The sequence below is a fragment of the Psychrobacter sp. T6-6 genome, from assembly GCF_052258185.1.
GTDB lineage: Bacteria > Pseudomonadota > Gammaproteobacteria > Pseudomonadales > Moraxellaceae > Psychrobacter.
In genome coordinates, this window is the sequence record NZ_JBQQEX010000004.1 from 29,417 (window position 1) to 52,594 (window position 23,178).

General features: G+C 44.3%; 21 protein-coding genes. 9 read left to right on the plus strand and 12 right to left on the minus strand.

Annotated elements, in window-relative coordinates; all coding sequences use genetic code 11:
* Positions 1-18 precede the first annotated feature (18 nt).
* Together ACTXGL_RS07925 and ACTXGL_RS07930 are read right to left on the minus strand one after the other, a co-directional pair.
* Positions 19-1,422, minus strand: coding sequence for an efflux RND transporter periplasmic adaptor subunit (locus ACTXGL_RS07925; protein WP_319050655.1), 1,404 nt, complete (start codon positions 1,420-1,422; stop codon positions 19-21).
* Between the two features lie 836 nt (positions 1,423-2,258).
* Positions 2,259-3,284 carry a polyprenyl synthetase family protein gene (locus tag ACTXGL_RS07930; protein WP_319050654.1) on the minus strand — a complete coding sequence of 342 codons (1,026 nt, stop codon included), beginning with the start codon at positions 3,282-3,284 and terminating at the stop codon, positions 2,259-2,261.
* 569 nt (positions 3,285-3,853) lie between these two features.
* Between ACTXGL_RS07930 and rplU the strand changes: the two genes are divergently transcribed.
* The 3 genes from rplU to lolA all read left to right on the plus strand — a co-directional run bounded on the left by rplU (position 3,854) and on the right by lolA (position 5,701).
* A complete protein-coding gene (rplU, locus tag ACTXGL_RS07935; protein ID WP_057761012.1) occupies positions 3,854-4,165 on the plus strand; it encodes a 50S ribosomal protein L21 in 312 nt (103 codons plus the stop codon).
* Positions 4,166-4,256: 91 nt separating this feature from the next.
* Entirely contained in the window at positions 4,257-4,514 is a 258-nt protein-coding gene (gene rpmA / locus ACTXGL_RS07940; RefSeq protein ID WP_319050653.1) for a 50S ribosomal protein L27, read from the plus strand.
* A gap of 500 nt (positions 4,515-5,014) precedes the next feature.
* The gene (gene lolA / locus ACTXGL_RS07945) at positions 5,015-5,701 is read left to right on the plus strand and encodes an outer membrane lipoprotein chaperone LolA (protein ID WP_442967646.1); all 687 of its coding nucleotides are present in this window, start codon (positions 5,015-5,017) and stop codon (positions 5,699-5,701) included.
* 143 nt (positions 5,702-5,844) lie between these two features.
* Here the strand turns inward: lolA and scpB are convergent, their stop codons facing one another.
* The 8 genes from scpB to mrdA all read right to left on the minus strand — a co-directional run bounded on the left by scpB (position 5,845) and on the right by mrdA (position 14,083).
* A complete protein-coding gene (scpB, locus tag ACTXGL_RS07950) occupies positions 5,845-6,450 on the minus strand; it encodes an SMC-Scp complex subunit ScpB (RefSeq protein ID WP_443526087.1) in 606 nt (201 codons plus the stop codon).
* A gap of 62 nt (positions 6,451-6,512) precedes the next feature.
* Positions 6,513-7,373: a segregation and condensation protein A gene (locus ACTXGL_RS07955; protein ID WP_443526396.1), complete on the minus strand. Its 861-nt coding sequence runs from the start codon at positions 7,371-7,373 to the stop codon at positions 6,513-6,515.
* Between the two features lie 141 nt (positions 7,374-7,514).
* Positions 7,515-8,600: a tryptophan--tRNA ligase gene (gene trpS / locus ACTXGL_RS07960; protein ID WP_443526089.1), complete on the minus strand. Its 1,086-nt coding sequence runs from the start codon at positions 8,598-8,600 to the stop codon at positions 7,515-7,517.
* A 132-nt stretch (positions 8,601-8,732) separates the two neighbouring features.
* Positions 8,733-9,824, minus strand: coding sequence for an LpxL/LpxP family acyltransferase (locus ACTXGL_RS07965; RefSeq protein WP_443526090.1), 1,092 nt, complete (start codon positions 9,822-9,824; stop codon positions 8,733-8,735).
* Positions 9,825-10,199: 375 nt separating this feature from the next.
* Positions 10,200-10,586 carry a 30S ribosomal protein S9 gene (gene rpsI / locus ACTXGL_RS07970; protein ID WP_021813618.1) on the minus strand — a complete coding sequence of 129 codons (387 nt, stop codon included), beginning with the start codon at positions 10,584-10,586 and terminating at the stop codon, positions 10,200-10,202.
* Between the two features lie 10 nt (positions 10,587-10,596).
* A complete protein-coding gene (rplM, locus tag ACTXGL_RS07975) occupies positions 10,597-11,025 on the minus strand; it encodes a 50S ribosomal protein L13 (RefSeq protein ID WP_057761004.1) in 429 nt (142 codons plus the stop codon).
* Between the two features lie 253 nt (positions 11,026-11,278).
* Positions 11,279-11,980 (minus strand): 16S rRNA (guanine(966)-N(2))-methyltransferase RsmD, encoded by a 702-nt coding sequence (rsmD, locus tag ACTXGL_RS07980; protein WP_443526093.1) that lies wholly within the window; start codon positions 11,978-11,980, stop codon positions 11,279-11,281.
* A gap of 105 nt (positions 11,981-12,085) precedes the next feature.
* Positions 12,086-14,083 carry a penicillin-binding protein 2 gene (gene mrdA / locus ACTXGL_RS07985; RefSeq protein ID WP_443526095.1) on the minus strand — a complete coding sequence of 666 codons (1,998 nt, stop codon included), beginning with the start codon at positions 14,081-14,083 and terminating at the stop codon, positions 12,086-12,088.
* 505 nt (positions 14,084-14,588) lie between these two features.
* Between mrdA and ACTXGL_RS07990 the strand changes: the two genes are divergently transcribed.
* The 6 genes from ACTXGL_RS07990 to adk all read left to right on the plus strand — a co-directional run bounded on the left by ACTXGL_RS07990 (position 14,589) and on the right by adk (position 21,811).
* Positions 14,589-15,923, plus strand: a complete 1,335-nt coding sequence (locus ACTXGL_RS07990) for a hypothetical protein (RefSeq protein ID WP_319050646.1) — start codon at positions 14,589-14,591, stop codon at positions 15,921-15,923.
* A 367-nt stretch (positions 15,924-16,290) separates the two neighbouring features.
* The gene (locus ACTXGL_RS07995; protein ID WP_443526097.1) at positions 16,291-18,321 is read left to right on the plus strand and encodes a heme lyase CcmF/NrfE family subunit; all 2,031 of its coding nucleotides are present in this window, start codon (positions 16,291-16,293) and stop codon (positions 18,319-18,321) included.
* Between the two features lies 1 nt (position 18,322).
* Positions 18,323-18,988 carry a DsbE family thiol:disulfide interchange protein gene (locus tag ACTXGL_RS08000; RefSeq protein ID WP_319050644.1) on the plus strand — a complete coding sequence of 222 codons (666 nt, stop codon included), beginning with the start codon at positions 18,323-18,325 and terminating at the stop codon, positions 18,986-18,988.
* Positions 18,988-19,542 carry a cytochrome c-type biogenesis protein gene (locus tag ACTXGL_RS08005; RefSeq protein WP_443526398.1) on the plus strand — a complete coding sequence of 185 codons (555 nt, stop codon included), beginning with the start codon at positions 18,988-18,990 and terminating at the stop codon, positions 19,540-19,542. The genes ACTXGL_RS08000 and ACTXGL_RS08005 overlap by 1 nt, the downstream gene beginning before the upstream one ends.
* Positions 19,539-20,819, plus strand: coding sequence for a c-type cytochrome biogenesis protein CcmI (gene ccmI, locus ACTXGL_RS08010; RefSeq protein WP_319050642.1), 1,281 nt, complete (start codon positions 19,539-19,541; stop codon positions 20,817-20,819). Before ACTXGL_RS08005 ends, ccmI begins: the two co-directional genes overlap by 4 nt.
* 338 nt (positions 20,820-21,157) lie before the next feature.
* Positions 21,158-21,811, plus strand: a complete 654-nt coding sequence (gene adk, locus ACTXGL_RS08015) for an adenylate kinase (RefSeq protein ID WP_319050671.1) — start codon at positions 21,158-21,160, stop codon at positions 21,809-21,811.
* A 256-nt stretch (positions 21,812-22,067) separates the two neighbouring features.
* Here adk and secB read toward each other — a convergent pair whose 3' ends face one another.
* Both secB and grxC read right to left on the minus strand, forming a co-directional pair.
* Entirely contained in the window at positions 22,068-22,520 is a 453-nt protein-coding gene (gene secB, locus ACTXGL_RS08020; protein ID WP_057760989.1) for a protein-export chaperone SecB, read from the minus strand.
* 216 nt (positions 22,521-22,736) lie between these two features.
* Entirely contained in the window at positions 22,737-23,000 is a 264-nt protein-coding gene (gene grxC / locus ACTXGL_RS08025) for a glutaredoxin 3 (protein WP_443526099.1), read from the minus strand.
* Positions 23,001-23,178 lie beyond the last annotated feature (178 nt).

Sequence of the window (23,178 nt, forward strand, 5' to 3'; positions counted from 1 at the left end):
TCTTGTCTCTGAATGGAATTAGTTAGCAGCAGCTTCTGTTGATGTCTCACTACTAGAAGCGGCAGTGCTAGCTGGCTTTTTATCCATCGTTTTTGCCGCTTGCTGCGGCGTTTTGGCATTAGGCGCGTTTTGTGCAGATGGCGCAGGATTTGCGCTCTCTAAGGGCTTGGCAACCACTTCTTGCTCAGGTTTTACCTTAGCACCGCCAATCACAACCACTTTGTCACCTACTTGCAAGCCATCAGTGACAACCCATTGACCATCATAAGTACCATTGATAGTGACGGGACGTACTTGTATCTTGTTGTTTTCATCAACGATATACACCTGAGTCTCACTCTTAGGCGTACGTGTCACCGCGCTCTGAGGGACCAAAGTGGCATTGGTAATGACGCTCTGTGTTAGACGCGCTGTGACATACATACCGGGTAGCAAGATATTGTTGCTGTTCGGGAAAATCGCACGTAAAGTGACCGCGCCTGTTGATTCATCAACTTTGGCCTCAGACAATGCAAGCTTACCGCGTACTGGATAGACTGAGCCATCCTCTAGTACTAATTCAACCGAGTTCATACCTGCTTGAGCAGAGCCGTCTGCTATTTGCTGACGCAGCTTGAGTAGCTCAGAAGAAGACTGGCTGATGTCGACATAGATAGGATCTAAGCGCGAGATCGTAACCAGAGGATCCGCTTGACCGGCGCTCACTAGCGTACCAGCAGTCACGCTTGAGCGGTCAGTACGACCGGTAAGAGGCGCGCGTACGATAGTACGGTTCAAATCCAACGTACTTGCATCGAGACCAGCTTGGGCAGTTTGGATACCTGCTTTTGCGCTTTCGATACCCGCTTGGGTCTGTCCGACAGCCGCCGCCGCACTTTGTACAGCAGCTTGTGCAGTACGTACCGCTGTCTGTGCTTGCTCATACTGCTGCTGTGAGATGGCATTGATACTGACAAGACCTTGCAGGCGTTGTAGATCGTTTTGTGCTTGTGCCAATGACGCTTGGCGACTCACCAGTTCAGCTTTTGCATTAGCATTGTTTGCTACAGCAGTCTGATAGTTGGCCTGTGATTGTTGTACGGCTGCTTGACCACTGCTGACAGACGACGCATAGTTATCGGTGTTAATGCGATACAGTGGCTGACCTTTTTTGACATTGCTTCCTTCACGGAACAACACTTCATCAATGACCCCATTGACCTGTGGGCGAACATCGGCAGTTTGGTAGGCGGCAGTACGTCCAGAAAAAGTCTGTACCTGTGGAATGGTATCGAACGTAACGGTTTGAACGTTGACAACCGCAGGCGGCATTTGCTGTTGTGCCGCTTGTTCGCCAGCAGCGTCGTCGCTTTTGTCACAGCCGACCAGTACAGCTCCAGATAGTACAGATGCTATTACAAGCGCAAGAGTAGAGTGCTTCATCAATGTCCTCGGCAATATATATAAATAATGACAGTATAAAAATTAAACAATAAATGTTGGCGTATGAGATATAAAGTGTTTACTAATCCTGCAAGTCTATTCCATCGCTATCGACCCAGCCTTTGATGATACTTATTAATTGAAAACTCACTAGTAGGACATCTGATAGTGAGAAACATAAAGTAGGGTTTTGGCGGATTTGGCATCAAAAATGTAGACAGATTACAAAGTGGACTAGTAAATTTAATGGGTTATTATAAACTATTGGGGTAACCCCACAGTCAAGTGATTTATAAAAGAGGCAGAGGCGAAAAGTAGTAATATTACGTTTTATGAATAAAAAAAATGGCGCTATAGTAAGCGTCACATTAGCTAACAGCTAATAGTCTGATATACAACCCGACACCAAAACATAATGTAATTTTTTGTTATAATTGTAAAGCCATATGAGCACTAGGGTATTTAAGACCCCAAAAACCATGTTTGTACTCAAAATAGAAAATTTAGCAACCCTTAATTACCGCTCAGAAAACTGTCGTCAATATGCCTTTATCTAACATCATATCTTTATCTAACATCATTTAACCATCAAAACCCTTGTCATGATTATAGTACTGCAAGGAGTTATGAAACTTAAAGAAAGGTAACGATTTGGCTGATACCGTCGTTTTTGAGAGGGTAACTTTTGAGAGAGTCGTTTTGAATTATCGGCGTTACGTTAACCGACTGTTAAAGAAAGCGGCTAAAGCGTTAAGAGAAGAGTCGTCTTTATCAGCTGGCTGTTTTAACTGGCTGGTCTTTTTAGTTGGCTGAAAGTAAAGACGACTCAGATTTGATTATACTAGTCGTGCGCTAGCAAGCTCAGTCAATTGATACAGTCCTTGACGATACTGGTTGTCAGGTAACGTGCTAAGCGCTTGTTGGGCGAGTCTAGTCTCTTCTAAAGCACGCTGCTTACAATAATCTAATGAGCCTGATTGTCTTACTAACTCAATGAGCTGCTCGGCGTTTGGCGTCTTGCCAGTCTGTACAGCGATACGAAGCTGCTCGTAGCCTTCGGTATCACTGTCTTTTAGCAGCTCAAGTGCTTTGATAGTGGGTAGAGTAGGCTTGCCTTCTGCAAGGTCATCGCCCAAGTTTTTACCCATTACGTCACTGTCGCCACTATAGTCCAGCACATCATCAATAATTTGGAACGCATTACCAAAATGTTGTCCAAATGCGCCCAATGCGGTCATATATTCGGTTTTGTCTTGCAAAATAGCAGCGCCTTGGGTCGCCATCATAAACAGCCGTGAGGTTTTACCATCGATGATTCGTAAGTAATCCTCTTCTGTCGCCGCAGGGTTGTGCTGATGCTGTAGCTGTAATACCTCACCCTCGGCAATATCACAAGTCCCATCTGAAAATATCTGCAATAGGGGCAAGCTCTGAAAACCGACCAAAAGATTGAAAGCGCGTGCAATCAAATAATCACCGACCAACACCGCAGTGGCATTATCCCAAGTGGCATTTGCAGTTGGTTTGCCGCGGCGTTGTCCTGACTCATCGATCACGTCATCATGGACTAAAGTTGCCGTATGCAGCATCTCAGTAATGGCCGCTAAGTGCATGGCTTTTTCTGATGGGTTATCATCAAACATACGAGCACATAAAAGCGTAATCAACGGGCGCATACGCTTGCCGCCAGCATTGATCACGTGTTGCGAGACACTCATCACTAGCTGTACTTTTGAATTTAGACTACCGAATACCTGCTTATCCATCACCTCAAAATCATTGGCGACGATACGTTGGATATCAGCATAGCTAGGCGTTGCTTGAGCAGTGGGTAGGGTATTATCTGTAGAGGTAATAGTCATAATAAATAGTCATATTAATAAGAATAAAGAGAGTTTTTATAACCTTGATGTCGTCCATCCATGGGTAAGGTATCGTTTGGCTTATAATAGCATAGCTGTCTGCGAAAATTGTGGGTTAAAGTAGATGACAGAAGAGGTCGGCATTACGCTACAAACGCATTACTGTATATAAAGAGTAGCTTGTAATTGATAAAAGGTATCGCATACTTGGATCATACAGTGGTTCACTTATTAAATGATGCTGTAGTCACATAATGGCTTGATAAAGGACTGTAAGTAACTGATTGTATAAGTTATAATAGCTCCCGTTAGGCTCAAACCATCGATCGAAATGATGACTTCTAGAGTCTGATTAGAATGGTCATCTACGGCGTTCTAATCATTTATAGAACTTGTCGTCACATAAGCGATGGTGATTTAGTGTAATCACCTTACAAAAACAAGAGGCGCGGCTTGCTTTTATGAGCAAAAAGCCGTAGAATCTTGCCTTTAATTTTTCCCTGTCGTGTTCGTCGTAAAAGCGTTGGTATAACATCAGCCACGGCACACGGGTTAAACGGAGTCATACAATGTACGCAGTAATTAAAACTGGTGGTAAACAGCACCGTGTAGTCGTCGATGAATTGCTTAAAGTTGAATTGCTAAAAGCAGAAAAAGGCGAAACAATCAAATTTGAAGACGTGTTGATGGTTGTTGACGGCGATAACGTCAAAATCGGTCAGCCTGTTGTTGATGGCGCTAGCGTAGAAGTTGAAGTTGTTGAGCATGGTCGCGGCGAAAAAATCCGTATCATCAAGCACAACCGCCGTAAGCATTACCACAAAGAGCAAGGTCACCGCCAATGGTATACCTTGTTAAAAATCAAAGCCATTAATGCCTAATTACCCATTTAGCAAACATTGCTAAATAGCGCACTAAATGCTTAAGAGTTGTCGCATAAGCGATAAGTCACATTAACAAGGAGATTTTCTCATGGCACATAAAAAAGCTGCCGGTTCGAGCCGTAACGGTCGTGATTCAAACCCAAAAATGCTAGGCGTAAAAATCTTTGGTGGCCAAGCTATCGTAGCTGGTAACATCATCGTTCGTCAACGTGGTACAGAATTCCACGCAGGCGAAGGCGTTGGCATGGGTCGTGATCATACTTTATTTGCACTAAATGACGGTGTTGTAAAGTTTGAGACCAAAGGTAAATTTAACCGTCGTTATGTTACGGTTGAAAACGCATAATTATCTATGTAGGTCGTTTTGTTCTTTGGATAGAATGATCAGATAATTAAAAAATCCCCTACTGCCTGATGGTAATAGGGGATTTTTGCGTTTATAGAGTCCTATCAACCGATACAAAAACGATATACTCAAGAATTAAGTCTTCACGAACTATCTACCATCAAACCGTCCCGATTCATCAAACAGTTCCAATGGTCTAAAATTCTATCCCAACTATTTTTTCAAAATAAGACTCATAGCTAATGACGATAAAGACATATTTCACTGTGTAACTGTATTGGTTACAAGCGTGTATGGCAGGCGTAGTAATGATTGCAAATCATGACTAGGCGCATAATAAAAAAACTGGCACACTGTTGCCATTGCTGATTGATACCGGTTCGATACTGGCAAACATAAGCATTTTTAGAAGATAAAAATTTTAATAAACTGTTTTATTTTAAGTAAATATTTTTAAAGCGACTATTTTTAAAGCAACTGTGCTTTTTTAGAGAGGATTTATGATGACTGTATCTACGAAACAAACGACCAAACAAAAAGTAATGAGTGGGGCTTTGGCAGGGGTATTGATGACCTCACTTGGTATCGCCGCCCCTATGATGGCATTGACTCAGTCTGCTACAGCGGCACCTGCTGACAATATGACGGCAGCCAAACGCTTGAACAAGTTGTTGACCAATACCAAGAGTATGACTGCGAATTTTAGCCAAACAACGAAAGGGGCTAGCAGCGGTACTTTCACAGGCTCTATGAGCGTCCAGCGTCCCAATAACTTCCGCTGGGAGACCAAGTCACCATCAGAGCAGCTGATCGTGGCCAACGGTAACTCTATGTGGATCTATGATAAAGATTTAGAACAAGCGACTAAGCAAAACGTCGACAGCCAAGTAGGTAATACGCCAGCGTTGTTATTATCAGGTGATCCAAGCAAGATTGATCAGAACTTCAAGATTACTCAGCCATACAGCAATAAAAACTACTATGTGCTGTATCCAAAATCAGACAGCGCTAGCTTTAAGAGCCTATCAATGAGCTTTAGCGGTGGTAAACCTGTCATGATGGTATTAAACGATACCCTAGGTCAAACGACTTCTATTAAGTTCAGTGGTATCAAAATGAACCCTAGCATCGGTAGCAGCCAGTTTAAATTCAACCCACCAAAAGGCGTTGATGTCATTAATCAGTAAAGACTAATCACCAAATACTAATAGGTGAGTGGCTCAATAGGTTTTACCTCAGTATAAGTAAGATTAAACATCTAATAAACAGGACAGATTCTACGGGGTCTGTCCTTTTTTATGAGAGTAGTTTGAGTTGTCTAATAGAAAAATTAAGACATCGCTCGTATGGTATCTATATCTGGCATCGGTGGTAGCTCATCTAGATGACTCAGCCCAAACGCATCTAAGAATTGCGCAGTAGTATGAAGCAGTGCTGGACGTCCCAAAGTATCTTTATAGCCTTTCTCTAAGATCCATCCTTTATCAAATAGCTGCCGCAGTATATTACTTGATAGCGTCACACCGCGTACTTGCTCGATATCATTGCGCGTTACAGGTTGCTTATAAGCAATGACGCTCAATGTCTCAAGTAGTGCTTGGCTTAGGCGTTCTTGACGCTGCGGAAAGACGCGCTGAATCAAACGACTGTAATCATCACCTATCTGTAAGCGATAGCCACTAGCTGTTTCGTGTAGTTTGAGCACACCTGTGTCTAGACGTTGTTGCAATACGTCTAGGGTTTGTTTTAGCTCTTTCGTGGATAACGACAAATGCTTCTTTAGCGCATGAGCTGTTAGCGGCGCTTCTGAAGCATGCAATAGTACCTCGATGTGTTTACTCGTTTCCTCAAGATGAGCACGATTTGCTTCAGTAGAAGCAGCAGTGCTTGTAAGTTCTGTTTTATCATGTGGCTTTGATTCGTCAATATCTACCATCTAAAATGCGCTCTTATTTCAATTTTTTGATAAACAATGTTCGTAAATAGCTTTAACGCGTATTAGGCTAGCCACTGCAATGTCAGTGTTGTGGACTCATCTGTATACCGCTGACCAGCAGTATGGGTAGCAGATGCTATCACCTCATCATCTAACTCAGAGCTAATCACACCGACCAGCTGCCGTTTTATCAGCTCAAGCACTGCGACAAAGCTGACGACAACACCTATCTTGCCCTGTGATTTGTCTAATAGCTCATAAAAGGAGCGCGCACCATCAGTGCTCAGTTGCCTGCTGATACTGGCAATACGGTCAGAGAGTGGTACGGCGTCAACCTTAATAGTATGCATGTGATAGTCTGGCTGCAGCTGCATCTTAAATAAGCTCTCAATCAATAATGTTGGTGAGTAGCTGGGTAATTCAGCGTTCATAACCTCTTGACCAGGCATGCTGACCATCGCTAAAAACACATCGCGCTCTAAACGTACCAGACCATCTAAGCGCTGACTGGCTACTTTAATTTGCGCATATTCCTCAAGACGCTCAATCAGTTCGGCTTTTGGGTCGCGTTCATCAGTAGGCGTATCAGGCGTCGGTAGGAGCAATTCTGTCTTTATGGCAATAAGCGTGGAGGCCATCAAGAGATAATCACCTGCCAATTCAAAGTGCTCAGTATCCAACTCACTGATATACGCAAGGTACTGCTCAGTGATTGGTAATATTGGCATTTGGGTCAAATCGACATTGTTCTTTTTGACCAAATACAATAAGAAATCTAAAGGGCCCGCAAACTGCTCCAACCAAATCGCAAACGCTTGTGGCGGGACATAAAGATCGTCTGGTAGATGCTGTACTGGTGTCTGATAAATACGCAAAGCAGTATCATGACTGACTGATTCAGCATAGTCACTTTGACTATACATAGACTGGGACATTCTATTGGTAGATATTTTATCCACTGGTGGGAACAAAGCGGCTTTTGATAAAGCCGCTTGTTTGGTGTTTGGCTTAGTCTGCACGTTTGGTATCCGCTCTAGTAGTGATAAATGGCGACAATCAAACGACTACTTGAGTTTGGCAAGAGGGCGGATACCAATAGCGCGACGAGTCTTGTCTAATTGCTTACGGCTATGACGACGGGCTTTATTTGCACCCATCTGCAAGATTTCTTCTAGCTCTTTTGGATTGGCCATGAGCTCTTCGTAACGCGCGCGGAAAGGCGCAATCTCATCATTGATCTTATCAAATAGCGCTTGCTTGGCATCGCCCCAGCCAATACCGGCTGCATATTGTGCACGCATGTCAGCAATTTCTTCAGGAGTAGAAAATGCTTTATAAATCTCAAACAGAGCAGAGTCATCAGGGTCTTTTGGCTCATCAGGTAGTTGTGAGTTGGTCACGATTTTCATGATGGCTTTGTGCATTTGTTTCTCTGAGCTGACCTGCGGGTTTGACTCACCAAACAAGGGGATAGTGTTGTTGTAACTTTTACTCATCTTACGACCATCCAAGCCAGTGAGTAGTGGTATATCATTGTCTACAACCGCTGTCGGTAGCGTAAAGAGTGTTTTGTATCGATGGTTGAACGTACCTGCGATATCGCGTGCCATCTCGATATGTTGAACCTGGTCACGGCCAACAGGTACATGGGTCGCATTGAACATCAAGATATCAGCTGCCATTAGTACAGGATAACCAAACAGCCCCATCGTGACTCCCTGATCAGGATCGACATCGGCTTTTTCTGTATTGATATCCACTGCTGCCTTATAGGCATGGGCACGGTTCATGAGACCCTTAGCACATGAGCAGTTCAAAACCCAAGCGAGCTCTGGAATTTCAGGCACATCTGACTGACGATAGAACGTCACACGCTCAGGATCGAGACCACAAGCAATCCAAGTGGCCGCAATCGCTCTCGTCGATTCATGGATGATAGCAGGGTCGTAGCAACCAATAATACCGTGATAGTCTGCCAAAAAGAAAAACGCTTCGTGATCACTATTTTGGATGGATTCAATTGCGGGACGAATCGCACCAACGTAATTGCCTAAATGTGGAATGCCAGTCGGTTTAATCCCAGTTAGGATGCGTTTTTTTTCAGTTGAATGGTCAGAAGCTTGGCTGCCAGAGGTGCTGTTATTACTCATGAAAAATCCATTATTTTGTTTATCAAGTTATTATAAATATAGGGTCAAAGAAGCGAAATATCAGCCGTAAAGTATAGCAAATTTATTGGGGCCTGTTGAGCATTCAACTATTAAGTCTACCAAATACTAAGTCTACTTGTAGATGTCCGTACGACCATTCGGCCCATGTTTAAAACGGCGATGGAACCACATCCACTGGGTAGGATCGATACGAATGAGCCCTTCTAACGTCTCGTTGACTCGAGTGGCGTCAGCGACCTCGTCATGACTTGGGTAGTTGTCCAACTCTGGGGTGATAGTCAGATGATAATGTGGACGCTTACCACGCGGCAGACTGTCTGGTGTCTGTCGATAAGTGTGCAGCGCCATAACCGCAGGTGGCGTGGCTTTGTTACCCATTTTTGCCATACGGCGTGACGCCGTAATCGTCGCTGCTGGCACGCCAAAGAATGGTGCCATAACGCCTTGCTTGAGACCATAGTCTTGATCAGGGGAATACCAAATAACGTGTCCTGCTTTGATTGATGTGACCAAGCTGCGCATATCTCGGCTAGAGATTTGCTTACCAAATATATTGGTACGACCATTATAAATAAACCAGTCTAATAAAGAATTGTTTTGCGTACGGTACATGCAGTCCACAGGGAAAAACTGCGCGCTCAGCAAACCACCCAAATCGAGCATGGTGTAATGTGCACCTAATAAGATGACGGGCCGCTGCTCGTTTTGAGCATTCACCAGATGCTGTAGTCCTGAGATAGATACTGTTCTAGTAAACACATTGGGGCGAAACCAAGCGCACAAGGTTTCAAATACACCAATGCCTTGATTGACAAAAACTTGCTTGGCCATCAATTCGCGTTCAGCTTCTGGTTTTTCAGGGAATGCCAGTTTGAGATTGATTAGGGTGTCACGCCGGCGTGAGCCCGCAGCATTATAAATCAAACGACCAAGCTGACGTCCGAGCCAAAATTGCCAGCGTAGCGGTAGATACATCATTGGCAACATAATCAAGAATAATAACCAGATGCCCCAGTATTTTGGTGCTAAAAACTGCCACTGAAATGGCTTTTTATCTGCTTGCGCCGTACGCTTATGATTCTGCGTAATCGTTGGGGTACCAGCAGGTATGTTAGGCGACTTGTTTGACTGCTGCATACTTGGTGACGGTACGCTGCTATTGCTAGAGGGTTTACTGTGATCGTATTGTTCAGGCGCTTTCATAATATCCTTCTACAGCACTGTCTATGACATCGCGGCTAATGATAAAAAGTTATTGATATGATGGGGTAGCGTCAAACGCTTTGCAAGTTAGAATTTTTAGAAGGTGTCTACTATGCAGTACTGATATGCAGTATTTTTCTCTAAGAATATCTTAAAGAATAATAGTGACAATAAGCGTCATTATGGGGAGAGTCTTACAGTAAACGTAGTTACATAGACAGAGTCACGTGAGTCATACGCCTCTAATAGACATAAAAAAACCTTATAAGCTGTAAACAGCTTATAAGGTTTTGCAAAACTATTCTCTTATTGAATATTGCTACTATCGCTCCGAGAAAAAGACAATAGCAACAAAAATATAAGAGAGCGCTTTGATTAACGTTTTGAGAACTGTGGACGTTTACGTGCTTTACGTAGACCAAGTTTCTTACGTTCAACTTGACGTGAGTCACGAGTAACAAAACCAGCTGCTTTTAGGGCAGGCTTCAAAGTTTCGTCAGCTTCGATCAATGCACGTGTGATGCCGTGGCGGATTGCGCCAGCTTGACCACTAATACCGCCGCCTGCAACAGTGACATACAAGTCATATGCATTAGCTGAGTCTAATAGTTCTAATGGCTGGCGAACAACCATGCGTGAAGTTTCACGGCTGAAGTATTCGTCTAGTGGCTTACCGTTAACAACGATACTACCAGTACCTTTTGATAAAAAGACACGAGCGGTAGACGTCTTGCGGCGACCAGTTCCGTAATTGCGTTCCATAAGTATATCCTTAGATGTCTAGTTCTTTAGGTTGCTGTGCAGTATGTGGATGATCAGTACCCGCATATAGCTTCAGCTTCTTGATCATTGCATAGCCAAGAGGGCCTTTTGGAAGCATACCCTTAACTGCTTTATGTAGAACATCTTCAGGCTTATGTGCAAGCAACTTATTGAAGTTGGTTTCTTTGATACCACCTGGGTAGCCACTGTGACGATAGTACTTTTTGTCTTGTGCTTTTTTACCCGTTACCGTGATTTTGTCAGCATTGATGACAACAATAAAGTCACCAGTATCAACGTGCGGAGTAAAAGAAGGCTTGTGCTTGCCACGTAAGCGAGTTGCGATTTGAGTGGCTAAGCGACCAAGGGTTTTGCCGTCAGCATCTACGACATACCAGTCATGGGTCACTTCAGCTGGTTTTGCACTAAGTGTTTTCATGATAAAACCTTAAAATTAGAATTCGTTGAGAGTTTAGCTGGGAACGGGGCTCTCAAAAAACAGACTGCACATTATAAGCAGTAGCGCCTACGCTTGCAAGCTGCATTGGGGTTTATTTTCGCCTTTATACATTAAACTGCAGCGTTAGGCCAGTTTTTAAGCGGTTTTAAACATTTTTTACAGGTATTGATTGATTTTGCTAAAGGATCTTAACAAATAATCGCTAATGATGCGCTTAGCAATTACCGTACAATTATGACAATGACAGCTGATAAAGTCCAGCAACAACTTGACCGACTTTGGTTTGTTTCAAACAATTAAAGCTTATTATTTGCTGAGTATTAGATAAATGAATATCTGGGTTTTCACTAAGTGTCTCTTCCAACTGCTTAAGCTGAGCGCTTAAATCCTTATCTGCCTCTAAATAAATAAGCGTCTTTGTATCGACCAAATCATTTGTAATGAGCGTGGTCAAAATAGGCTGCCACAGATCTTGAGCATACGGTGGATCGATGAATACAATATCGAAAGGTCGCTGAGCCGGTTGGTCTTGCTTCAGTTGGGCTTGACCCAGTACTTGCTCAGCAGTGCCAGTGATGACGCTATAAGTGGCGGTATCAAGGCGTAGCTGCTCGGCACTCTGACGTAGCATGTTGCTCTGGGCGCTATTCACTTCGATAAAAGTAGTATGTGCCGCGCCGCGAGACAAGGCTTCAAACCCTAACACGCCGCTGCCCGCACAGCTGTCGAGCACCTGTGCACCATGAATATCAGCCAGTAACCAGTTAAACAGAGTCTCACGCAAGCGATCTGGGGTGGGGCGTAACCCCTCTGCATCGATAAAGCTCACAATACGGCGCTTAAACTGTCCACCAATGATACGTACATCGCCTGCCGCTGCGTTTTTTGTTTTGTGGGTTTTTTTTGATACGCGTCCGTTTGCGGGTTTTTTCATTATGGGGTCTCGTATACTCTGTTTTGCTTAAGCGTTTTATGTAGATGGGTGTACCTAGCAGTATCTACTCAGTAATAGTTTTTTAGCAATAACGGTCAAATACTACTATTCAGAGGTTGCCGCTGCTGCCTGTGTTTCTACCTCTGCTTCTGCCGCTTCCTGCGCTTCTAAAGCTTTTGCTTCTTTTTCACGCAGTGCGTCTTGCAATGCTTTTTCAAATGCCTTTTGTCGCTTGATGACTTTTAGCTCATCGGGTGACGGCGGTAGTACAGGATCAGTTTTGCGTTGTACCATCCAATAGTCAAATAACGCACGGCCAATAGGAGCGGCTGTAGTACTACCACCGCCACCATTTTCGACCAGCACGGCAAGCGCAATTTGTGGATCTTCTACTGGCGCAAAGCCATTAAACCAAGCATGATCCCAGTGGCGCTTATCTATCGCAGACTTATCATAGCGTTTGCCCTGAGCGATAGACTTTACCTGCGCGGTACCTGTTTTACCAGCGATACGGTAGCGCGGGGTGTAGATACCGCGTCCTGTTCCGTCTTCTATCACACTCTCCATGGCATCGTGCATACGTAACCAGTCAGAAGGCTTACCGTTATAATCAATTTTGCCATCTGGTTTGGTGATTACTTTTACCTTTGCGGCACCATCGCTGCTTTTTAGCAAGTGCGGGGTAATATGTTGCCCTTTACTGGCGGTCATGGCAGTAGCGTTGGCAATCTGTAGCGGTGTGGCTAAGAAATAGCCTTGGCCAATACTGACAGAGATGGTTTCGCCTGGTAGCCAGTTCTTATCATAAGTGTCTTGCTTCCATTTTGGTGAGGGCATGATGCCTGATTTTTCATTAGGAAGGTCGATACCCGTGTCCTGCCCAAAACCAAAACGTACCATCCAGTCGTGCAAGCGCTGGATACCCATCTCATATGCTAGCTTGTAGTAATAGGTGTCGACTGACATCGCGATAGATTTTTTTAAATCAACCGTACCATGCCCCCCGCGTTTCCAGTCACGGAACCGATGTGAGTCGCCAGGTAGGCTGAAGTAACCAGGGTCGTAAATAGTAGTGTCCCAGTCTCGCAAGCCATAATGTATACCGCCCAAACCTTCGAACGGTTTGATAGTAGAGCCGGGTGGGTAGGTGCCTTGTAAGGCGCGGTTGTATAACGGCTGATCCAGGTCCTCACGCAGGGCGTCGTAGTCTTTAAATGAGATGCCCGATATGAACGGGTTAGGGTCGTAGCTTGGGTTACTGACAAACGCCAATACGTCACCATTTTTGGGATCTATCGCTACAATTGCACCGCGGCGACCATCAAGTTGCTTTTGTGCGATGGTCTGTAAGCCATAGTCCAAGCTCAGGGTTAAATCATTACCAGAGGTTGGCGGTTTGGTGTCCAATTGGCGCAAGATATTGCCATGAGCATCTGTTTCTACTGACTGGTAGCCTGGTTGCCCGAGCAAAATATCTTCGTAATAGTCTTCGATGCCAATTTTGCCAATCAGGTCAGTACCTGCATAGCGGTCTTTGTCTATACGCTTAGATTCTTTATCATTTATACGGCCAACATAACCGATAACATGAGCAAACAGCTCATCATAAGGGTAGTCGCGTGTCAGCTTACTCTGAATAGAAACCCCGCGAAAAAAAGGCTTGCGCTCGCTAAACTGAGCCAGCTGCGCTTCCGTTAAGTCGATTTTGATGGTGACAGGATCGTTTTTGTTTTTGCTTAAACGCGCCAGAATATCCGTAATGTCTTCTGCTGTTAAGTCAAAGATAGGCGCGAGCAACTTCAAGGTGCGCTCAGGATTGTCGACTTCATCGGGGCTTAACATGGCAGTAAAGACGGGTTGGTTGTCTGCCAAAATGATCCCATTACGATCATAAATATAACCACGGCTAGGCGGTGCAGATATGAGCTTGATACGATTGTTATCAGCCTGCGTGGTGTATTTATCATGAGCATAGACTTGCAGATAACCATAACGCGTTATCAAGCCGCCCAAACCAATCAATATCAAAATCCCAAAGATAATAATACGGTTAGTAAAGGTGCTATTGACCTGCTCAGTATTGGGAGTTAGCGGTTTATTCATAGAAAATCAGAGCCCAATTGGTCAGTGAGTCAGTAAAAGAGGAATAAATGGGCGGCTTGGTCAACCAAAGTGCGGTGAGTCTAAAGGATAATGCAAATGGTTTCAATCACATAGCGTGGTACGAGAGAAATTTATGAGGCGTTGATTGGTACGATCGACTGTTACGTAGGGAGTCTTTGTTGTTTCACTACAAATTATAACAGAACAAATGAAAGGGTGCAGTATTTGGCTGCTCATTTTGTTCTGACCATACGTTCTATAAGCGATGGGCCATGGTGATATCTTTGCTAATAAAGATACCGTATAAAAGATGTCATCTTTAGTCACAACTTGCTGAGGGTCTATATGTGCTAATAAATGGCAAGTATGCTAAAATCAGGCGATTTATTTTATCGTAATTGTTACGGGCAGAGCGTCTTTTGAAACGTTCTAATTTGCTAATCACTTGTTATCAGTAACGACAATAGTAGCAACGACAATTAACCTGTCAGGGACTAGAGAAGTCATGGACGTAAATTCATTGTGGCAGACAATCGCTGAACACCCAGAGTTTTTTGCCATGCTGACCATTCCACCAGTGACGGCATTCGTCACTTGGGTACATGTGTGGATGGCACTCAAGATGCTGTTTTACCCGATTAAGTTTCGGGGTATTCGTATTCCGAATTTCCCGTTTTTTGGGTTGCCAGGTATCGGTTGGCAAGGTATCGTGCCGCGCAAAGCAGGCAAGATATCGGGCGTCATCGTTGATCAGACGCTATCAAAACTCGGTTCGCTTGATGAATTTTTTAAGGCGATGGAACCGGAGCAAATGGCGCTATTTGTCACTGACACGGTGGACAAAAATCTTGAGCCGTTGATTGATGAGATTATGCTCGATCATTCGCCCGCCCTATGGGGTAATCTGCCTTACGCCCTAAAGCGCCGTGTCTATGCCCAAGCACACAAAGAGCTGCCCAGTATCATGCAGTCGCTGGTGACAGATTTGACTTATCATGTCGAAGATCTAGTCGATATGCGTAAGATGATCGTTAACACGATGGAGAACGACCGTCGTCTGATGGTTAACATGTTCCTAAGGGTCGGTCAAAAAGAGATCGATTTTATCTGGCATATCAGCGCACTGATCGGTTTGGTGTTTGGTATTATTCAGATGTTTATATTTTTGGTGGTGCCGCAGCATTGGACCGTACCGTTTTTTGCCGCGATTTGGGGATTTTTGACCAACTGGATTGCCATTTGGATGGTATTCAATCCAGTAGAGCCCCGTTTTATACCTTACTTAAAGCTATTCACGGTACAGAGCGGCTTCCCGTTTATCAAGCCAGTGATGCCGCATATCGCAAGGTATCGTTTGCAAGGCGGCTTTATGAAGCGCCAAGAGGAAGTGTCTGAAGTTTTCGCTGAGATTGTGGTAAAAGACTTGGTCACTCTTGAGAACATCATGAATGAGATGATGTATGGTGATCGTTCAGCGCAAACTCGTGAATTGATGAAGTCACATCTATATACAGTACTAGAGTCACCCGTAATCAGCACGACATTACGTGTGGGGTTGGGTCGCCGTGATTATGGGCAGCTCAAAAACACCATTATCGATAAGTCAATTGTAGCGACGATGGTACCACTGCGTGATCCTGAGCTCAATGAAAGTCGCGCCAGTAAGATATTTGGTCTGTTTCGCGATAGGATACGGGCGCTAACGCCAAATGAGTTTCAGAATCTACTGCGTCCTGCCTTTCGAGAAGACGAGATGACCTTGATTGTATTGGGCGGTCTGACGGGATTCCTGGCGGGGTGGTTACATCTGGTGCTGGTGTTTTTCCCCTCAATGCCATGATATTGATACCATAACTTCGATGCTGTAATTTAGACGCTATGATTTTGATGCAATTATTCTATCGTGAGCGCACTGCGAGCAAGAATACGATAATAAGTATTTTTAAATAGTCACACACCGCAATATCTAATACAGTTTGAATCAATAAACTAATGTAAGACCAGTGACAGATAAGCATTTTGTATCAACCATTCACGTTGATACCTCTCAATGATAGTAGCGGGTTTTAGGTGCGTCTATAGCCACTAAAACCTCAGTTTTTGACCGTAAACTATGACCGCATAAAGGACTATTTAGCGTTTGCCAGTGGCTAGCAATGCCATCGGTGAACCCTTAATTGTATCCAAGGTAAACAAGGTTAGACCGTATGTTAATCACAGAATTGGGTTATTTTGCCTTGCTGGCCGCTTTTATACTGGCGATTTTGCAGGTGGTACTACCAACTATTGGCGTTATGCGTGACCATGTCGCTTGGCAGCGTCTAGCACCAAGTCTTGCATGGGCGCAATTTGCGGCCATGATCACATCATTTGCAGCATTAATGGCAGGCTTTTATTACAATGATTTTAGTCTTGTCTACGTCACGCAGCACTCCAATACGTTGTTGCCTTGGTACTATAAGCTATCTGCGACGTGGGGCGGTCATGAAGGGTCCTTGCTACTGTGGATGACCATTATGGCCACCTGGTGTGCACTGGTCTCTTATTTTAGCCGCGGTTTACCTCTCACGATGCGTGCACGTGTACTTGTCATATTGGCTGGTGTGCAGATGATGATGCTGGCGATGCTTATCTTCACCTCATCACCATTTGATCGTACCTTGCCCAATCTGCCCGTCGATGGCGCGGATCTAAATCCTGTTTTGCAAGATTTTGGTTTGATCATTCATCCACCGATGCTCTATATGGGTTATGTGGGTTTGGTTGTGCCATTTGCTTTTTGTATGGCAGCACTGTGGGAAGGTCGCTTGGACGCGGTGTGGACACGTTGGTCACGTCCGTGGGCGCTGGCGGCTTGGGGTTTCTTAACGGTTGGTATCGCGCTTGGTTCATGGTGGGCATATTATGAGCTTGGCTGGGGCGGCTGGTGGTTCTGGGATCCTGTGGAGAACGCATCACTGATGCCATGGTTGGCAGGTACGGCGTTACTACACTCGCTTGCAGTGACTGAAAAGCGCGGCGTATTCAAGGCATGGACAATCATGCTAGCGATCTTCGCCTTTGCGCTCAGTTTATTAGGTACATTCCTTGTCCGTTCAGGTGTCATCACTTCAGTGCATTCATTTGCCGCTGATCCGACCCGTGGTTTGGTGATTCTAGCCATTCTTGGGGTGATTATTGGCGGTGGTCTTTTGATGTTTGCGGTACGTGGGTGGCGTCTGACAGTTGAGAGCCAGTATCGTCTGGTTTCGCGTGAGTCCTTCTTAGTGATTAACAACGTTATCATTTTAATTTCGACCTTGGTCGTATTGCTAGGGACGTTGTATCCCATAATCGCTGATTCGTTTAATCTGGGTCAGGTTTCTGTTGGTCCTCCGTACTTCAACGCGCTATTTGTGCCATTAACCTGGCTACTGTTAGTGGCAATGGGTATGGGCTCTAATATCCGCTGGAAACAAGACAGCCGTCCATTACTGGGTGCTGGTATGGTTATCGCCGTAAGTAGTCTGGTGTTGGCCGCGATCATTGCTTATTTCACCAGTCCATCAGCGATACTAAATATTGGTGTTACGTTGGCAGTCAGCTTTTGGGTGCTGTTCTGGATGGTGGTCGACTTTAAAGACAAGACCAAAAACGCACCAAGTCGTCTAAGTGGACTGCGTCAGTTGCGCCTAAGTTATTGGGGTCAACAAACTGCTCATATTGGGGTGCTCGTTGCAGTTATTGGTGTGGCATTTACCACTACGCTCAGTATTGAACGTGATGTGGCGCTCGGACCGAACGATAGTGTCAATGTCCAAGGCTATGATTTTACGGTACAAGGGTTTAGCGAAGTAAAAGGCAGTAACTTTGATGCTACTCAAGCTGAGGTTGCGGTAAGTAAAGACGGTAAAGAAGTGACCACGTTATACCCTGAAAAACGCAACTATATTATCAGTATGATGCCGATGACAGAGGCAGCAATTGATGCCAGCCTGATGCGTGATGTGTATGTAGCACTTGGTGAGCCAATTGCTGAGGACAGCAACGAGTGGGCGTTCCGTATCTATGTCAAACCGCTCATTCGCTGGATATGGCTGGGTGCGCTTATTATGGCGTTCGGTGGCCTACTCAGTATGCTAGACAATCGTTACCGTATCAAAAAAACCAGAACACCTGCACAGATCGCTGCCAAAAAGTCAGGGTTTACGACGGTTGCAGATTTGGATGCGTCAGTTACAAAGACAGGGGATCATTGATATGACAGCCTCAAACAACACACCTGACAACAATAAGCAGCACAGTACTGCTCAACAAGGCAACAGAAAAGCCAAAAGTAAAAAATCACTAAAAATAGGGTTTTTAATACCTTTAGTAATTTTTGTTGGCTTGCTTGCCATGCTATATATGCGTCTGGGAAAACCGACCGATATTGTGACTAATACCGCGCTTGAGCGTCCTGTGCCTGCTTTTGAGCTGCCATTGTTGTCAGATACCAGTCGTATCATGACCAATGACAACCTGCCAGATCAGCCATTCCTCATGAATATTTGGGGCTCTTGGTGTCCGACTTGTATCATTGAACATCCTTTTTTGATGACACTAGAAGAGCGCGGTGTCAACTTAGTAGGTATTAATTACAAAGATGATATCGGTGATGCATTGGGCTATCTAAATAGGGGCGGCGATCCATTCTCGATGTCTATTCAGGATCTATCAGGGCAATTTGCTTTAGATTTGGGTTTGACGGGTGCACCTGAGACCTTCGTTGTAGATGGTGAGGGGATCATTCGTCAGCATATTATCGGTGAGATCAATGAGAGCAATTGGCAAAGTCGTATCACGCCTTGTTTGATGGTGCTAAACGAAGCCAATAATAACGGTACCAGTCCAGATCCGAATCAGGTTGCGGAGGCATGTAAATGATGGCCTATCAAATAAAAACCCTGGTTATAAAACTAACAAGCGTTCTCATTGCTTGTTTATTGAGTATGACCAGCTTTGCTGCTATTGATGTTTATGACTTTGACTCTGTACAACAAGAAGCTCAGTATCGCGGTCTCATTGAAGAGCTACGCTGTCCAAAATGTCAAAACCAAAACCTAGCAGGCTCTGATGCACCAATTGCTCAAGATTTAAAACAAAAAACTTATAACATGGTCAAAGACGGCCGAAGTGATGGTGAGATTCGTGCTTATATGCAGGAACGCTATGGCGACTTTATCAGTTATAAGCCACCAGTCCGTCCTTCGACATGGATCTTGTGGTTTTTCCCACCATTATTGCTCATCATCTTGATCATTGGATGGTTTTGGCAAAGCAAACGGCGTCAGCTGGTCGCTAGTGGCGACAGTGGCGTGGCAGTAGAGCATACTACTGAGGCATTATCTGCCACCGAAAAAGCGGAGCTTGAGCGTTTGTTATCACGTGCTGATAATAAAGACGATCATGACATTACAAGCCTTGGGGGCAAAAAATGACCATATTCTCTACGGTTGGCTTATTTATTGCGCTAAGCTTACTTATTGCCTTATTGCTTGGTGTTATCGCGATCAAGCCATGGCTAAAAGCACCGCGCAAACACAGTAAGCCTGTGGACAATCAGCTATTAGATATCAACGTTGCCGTGTTCCGTGAGCGTTTGGCTGAGCTAAAAACAGATAAAGATAGTGGCATCATTGATGATCACCATTATCAAAACCAAAAGCTAGAGCTAGAACGTCAGCTCTTAGATGCTCAGCGTGAAGTCGCCCCTATGGTCACGCCTGGTATCAAAAGTCGATTGATCATCATCGTTTGGGTCCCCGTCCTTACAGCCATGGCCTACTTGATGGTCGCTGATCGTACTCCTGTGTTTGAGCTATGGGCTGCTGAGGACAAAGTAGGTCAAGTGGCTGATGATTTATTAACAGGTAAAATTGATCAGCCGCCAGCCTGGGCTATCGAAGATGGTAATCAGCTGATTAGTGCCATGCAGACCAATGTCTATCGCCATGCCTATGACTACAATCGCTGGATGCGCCTATCAGAGCTATTTTTGTCATTAGAAGCGACTGATTCAGCGCTAGAGGCTCTATCACGTGCTTATCGCCTGTCACCCGACAACGAAGAAATTGCAGCGACTTATGCGCAGATCAGTTTTTTTGCTAATCAAGGTCAGCTAGATGCTAATAGTCGCCGAGTACTAGAAGAGTTATTGGCAACTAACCCAGAGCATGAAGGTGCTCAGATGCTGATGGCAATGGGTGAGGCGCGAGCGAATAACTTTGACCAAGCACAAGGCTGGATAAAACGCTTGCGTGCTAGTATTTCTGCCAAGCCAGGCGATCATACGCAGGCGCTCTCAAGCCTAGATGAGCTGAGTGCTAATGTGGCTATCCAGCAGCAGCAAGCCTCTGAAGGTGTTGAGGTGACCGTTAAGATAAATTCAAGCTTGCTACCGTTGGTCAAAGCTGATGATGTGCTGTTTGTCGCGATTCGTGATGTCAATGGTGGACCACCGTTTGCCGCCAAGCGCTTACCGATCAGCGCCATCAAGCAAGGCGAGGCTACTATTAGCCTAAGCGATCTTGATGCTATGATGCCAGGACGTACTATAGGATCTGCTCGAGGAGACAAAGTACAGTTGGCAGTCATTGCTCGTATCAGCCACAGTGGTAACGCAGTCGCAGAGTCTGGAGACCTGTCAGGTAATCCCGTAGTGATTAGTGCTGATCAAACTCAGGCCAATGTAGAAATCAATCAGCAAATACCGTAGCATAGTCTACTCACTACAAAAGCGTAGCAGCCTCATTCTGGTTGTAAGTGAGATATATTGCTTTGCAGCAGTTAAATAACGGGTGGTTTTAATACTCTTTTAAGTTCGCTGTACTATAGACTTCTCTGTTACTATGAGTCGCTATCACCTTAGTGACACTGTCCGTTATATAAGGGCGCAACAGTGTTGTATGAACAGCTAAGTCATAGCAACTCATAACCGTAATTATGAAAATACTTGAGGTTTGCAAAGCCACAAGGTAAGGTAGCTTTGCAAACCATTAATCCCTAAGTTTTATTAATCCCAAAATCCTATCTATTAAGGAGAGTCGTGTAATGATGCGTATTATTTTGCTAGGACCACCAGGCGCCGGTAAAGGTACTCAAGCCCAGTTTATTTCTAAAGAATATGACATTCCACAGATCTCAACTGGCGACATGCTACGCGCAGCAATCAAAGAAGGTAGCGAGCTTGGCAAAAAAGCCAAGGATATTATGAATGCTGGTGGTTTGGTTTCTGATGATCTTATTATCAACCTAGTCAAAGAGCGTATCGCTAAGCCTGATTGTGTCAACGGTTGTATCTTGGATGGTTTTCCGCGTACTATTCCTCAAGCGCAGGCACTTGCAGATGCTGATGTTGCCATCGATCATGTGGTCGAAATAAGCGTACCTGATGACGAAATCGTCAGCCGTTTGTCTGGCCGTCGCCAGCATCCAGGTTCGGGTCGTGTTTACCATGTGGATCACAACCCACCAAAGGTTGATGGTATCGATGATGTCACTGGCGAAGCGCTTATTCAGCGTGAAGATGACCAAGAAGCGACTATCCGCGACCGTCTGTCTACGTATCATGAGCAAACGTCAGCATTGGTTGGTTTTTACCAAGACAAAGCGACTGAGGGTGATGATGCACCTAGCTATGATAAGTTTGATGGTACGCAAGGTATTGATGAGGTCAAGCAGCAGATCTTATCAGCGTTAAAAGGCTAATGATCGATTGTAACTAATTCATTTAGCCAGTCGATATCGTCATTAAAGACCCTGTTTGATAGCAGGGTTTTTCTATATCTGTTGATCCAATATGTCTATTAATTCAAGATCTTACAGATTTATCTTTCATGATGGCTAACAAATAATTTTGTAAATTCTCATGAGAAATCACACAAAAAAAACCGCTTACTCATTATAAGTAAACGGCCTCTTATCAAATATACGACTGGTAGAGCTCATATATTTTAATTAATGCTTATGCGTTACCTTGAGCATCCACTTGCGCTTGCTGCTGGCTTTGCGCGTATGCTTGATCAAAGTTCACAGGAGCGAGTAGTAATTGCGGGAAGCTACCACGCGTCACGATGTCGCTGATGACCTCACGAGCGTATGGGAACAGCACGTTAGGGCAGTATGCACCTAAGATTTGACCGATTTGGTCTTCTGGGATGTCTTTTAGTAAGAAAATACCTGCCTGATGCACTTCAGCGATAAACGCTGCTTCTTCCGCATTTTTGGCAGTAACGCTCACGGTAAGGATGATCTGATAATGGTCATCATCTAGCTTTTCAGCATTGCTAGACAAGTTGATATCAAGCTCTGGGTTCCACTCTTTGGTGAATACGCTCGCGCCTGGTACTTCAAGTGACATATCTTTTACGTAGATGCGCTCTAATGCCAATTGTGGTTGTGCTTGTTCTTCAGCCATGATAAATCCTCTAAAATTAAATCAAATAATTGGGCAAACGGTCATTTTAATAGAAATTCATTGTAATATAAATAGGGACGAAAACTCGATGTTTTTATCACTACTTCTTGATACTGTATTTATATCAAGGACTACATTTGAATCAAAAGCTATGTTTGAACCCACCGCTGTCTGTCTTTATAGGCATAAAAACAGACAGTAGCGTAAAGTAGCAGATTAACCTGCTAATAGCTCGTCAAGTTTGCCTTGCTGGTTCATTTGGTTAAGCTCATCAAAGCCACCAACAAAGGTATCACCAACAAAAATTTGTGGCACAGTGCGGTAGTTATTGGTTTTTTGCATCAATGCTTGGCGATCTTCACGGCTCATATCATGCATACCGATTTCTTCATAATCAACGCCTTTAGTCTTTAATAATTGTTTGGCGTTTGAGCAGTATGGGCAGATAGGTGTGGTATAAACTTTAACTGGTACAATCATGGTTAATCCTTATTTATAAATTTGTGAGACAACAGCACTATTATAGATAACACGATTAATTATCATAGTCTACGTGTTGGTATAGTCTGTTATCAATGAGTAAAGTACAAATGTATTCGGTTGTGTTCACTACTAAAGTGGGGATAGGTACGACAAATTCAAGCCGTCTCAGTTTAAA

Coding starts and splice junctions, on each gene's coding strand:
- ACTXGL_RS07965 (WP_443526090.1), bottom strand. CDS start 9,824: ATGAAAGCGCCTGAACAATACGATCACAGTAAACCCTCTAGCAATAGC.
- lolA (WP_442967646.1), top strand. CDS start 5,015: ATGATGACTGTATCTACGAAACAAACGACCAAACAAAAAGTAATGAGT.
- grxC (WP_443526099.1), bottom strand. CDS start 23,000: ATGATTGTACCAGTTAAAGTTTATACCACACCTATCTGCCCATACTGC.
- rplM (WP_057761004.1), bottom strand. CDS start 11,025: ATGAAAACACTTAGTGCAAAACCAGCTGAAGTGACCCATGACTGGTAT.
- mrdA (WP_443526095.1), bottom strand. CDS start 14,083: ATGAATAAACCGCTAACTCCCAATACTGAGCAGGTCAATAGCACCTTT.
- adk (WP_319050671.1), top strand. CDS start 21,158: ATGCGTATTATTTTGCTAGGACCACCAGGCGCCGGTAAAGGTACTCAA.
- ACTXGL_RS07925 (WP_319050655.1), bottom strand. CDS start 1,422: ATGAAGCACTCTACTCTTGCGCTTGTAATAGCATCTGTACTATCTGGA.
- ACTXGL_RS07955 (WP_443526396.1), bottom strand. CDS start 7,373: ATGTATAGTCAAAGTGACTATGCTGAATCAGTCAGTCATGATACTGCT.
- rpsI (WP_021813618.1), bottom strand. CDS start 10,586: ATGGAACGCAATTACGGAACTGGTCGCCGCAAGACGTCTACCGCTCGT.
- trpS (WP_443526089.1), bottom strand. CDS start 8,600: ATGAGTAATAACAGCACCTCTGGCAGCCAAGCTTCTGACCATTCAACT.
- rplU (WP_057761012.1), top strand. CDS start 3,854: ATGTACGCAGTAATTAAAACTGGTGGTAAACAGCACCGTGTAGTCGTC.
- rpmA (WP_319050653.1), top strand. CDS start 4,257: ATGGCACATAAAAAAGCTGCCGGTTCGAGCCGTAACGGTCGTGATTCA.
- secB (WP_057760989.1), bottom strand. CDS start 22,520: ATGGCTGAAGAACAAGCACAACCACAATTGGCATTAGAGCGCATCTAC.
- ACTXGL_RS07990 (WP_319050646.1), top strand. CDS start 14,589: ATGGACGTAAATTCATTGTGGCAGACAATCGCTGAACACCCAGAGTTT.
- ACTXGL_RS08000 (WP_319050644.1), top strand. CDS start 18,323: ATGACAGCCTCAAACAACACACCTGACAACAATAAGCAGCACAGTACT.
- scpB (WP_443526087.1), bottom strand. CDS start 6,450: ATGGTAGATATTGACGAATCAAAGCCACATGATAAAACAGAACTTACA.
- ACTXGL_RS07995 (WP_443526097.1), top strand. CDS start 16,291: ATGTTAATCACAGAATTGGGTTATTTTGCCTTGCTGGCCGCTTTTATA.
- rsmD (WP_443526093.1), bottom strand. CDS start 11,980: ATGAAAAAACCCGCAAACGGACGCGTATCAAAAAAAACCCACAAAACA.
- ACTXGL_RS07930 (WP_319050654.1), bottom strand. CDS start 3,284: ATGACTATTACCTCTACAGATAATACCCTACCCACTGCTCAAGCAACG.
- ccmI (WP_319050642.1), top strand. CDS start 19,539: ATGACCATATTCTCTACGGTTGGCTTATTTATTGCGCTAAGCTTACTT.
- ACTXGL_RS08005 (WP_443526398.1), top strand. CDS start 18,988: ATGGCCTATCAAATAAAAACCCTGGTTATAAAACTAACAAGCGTTCTC.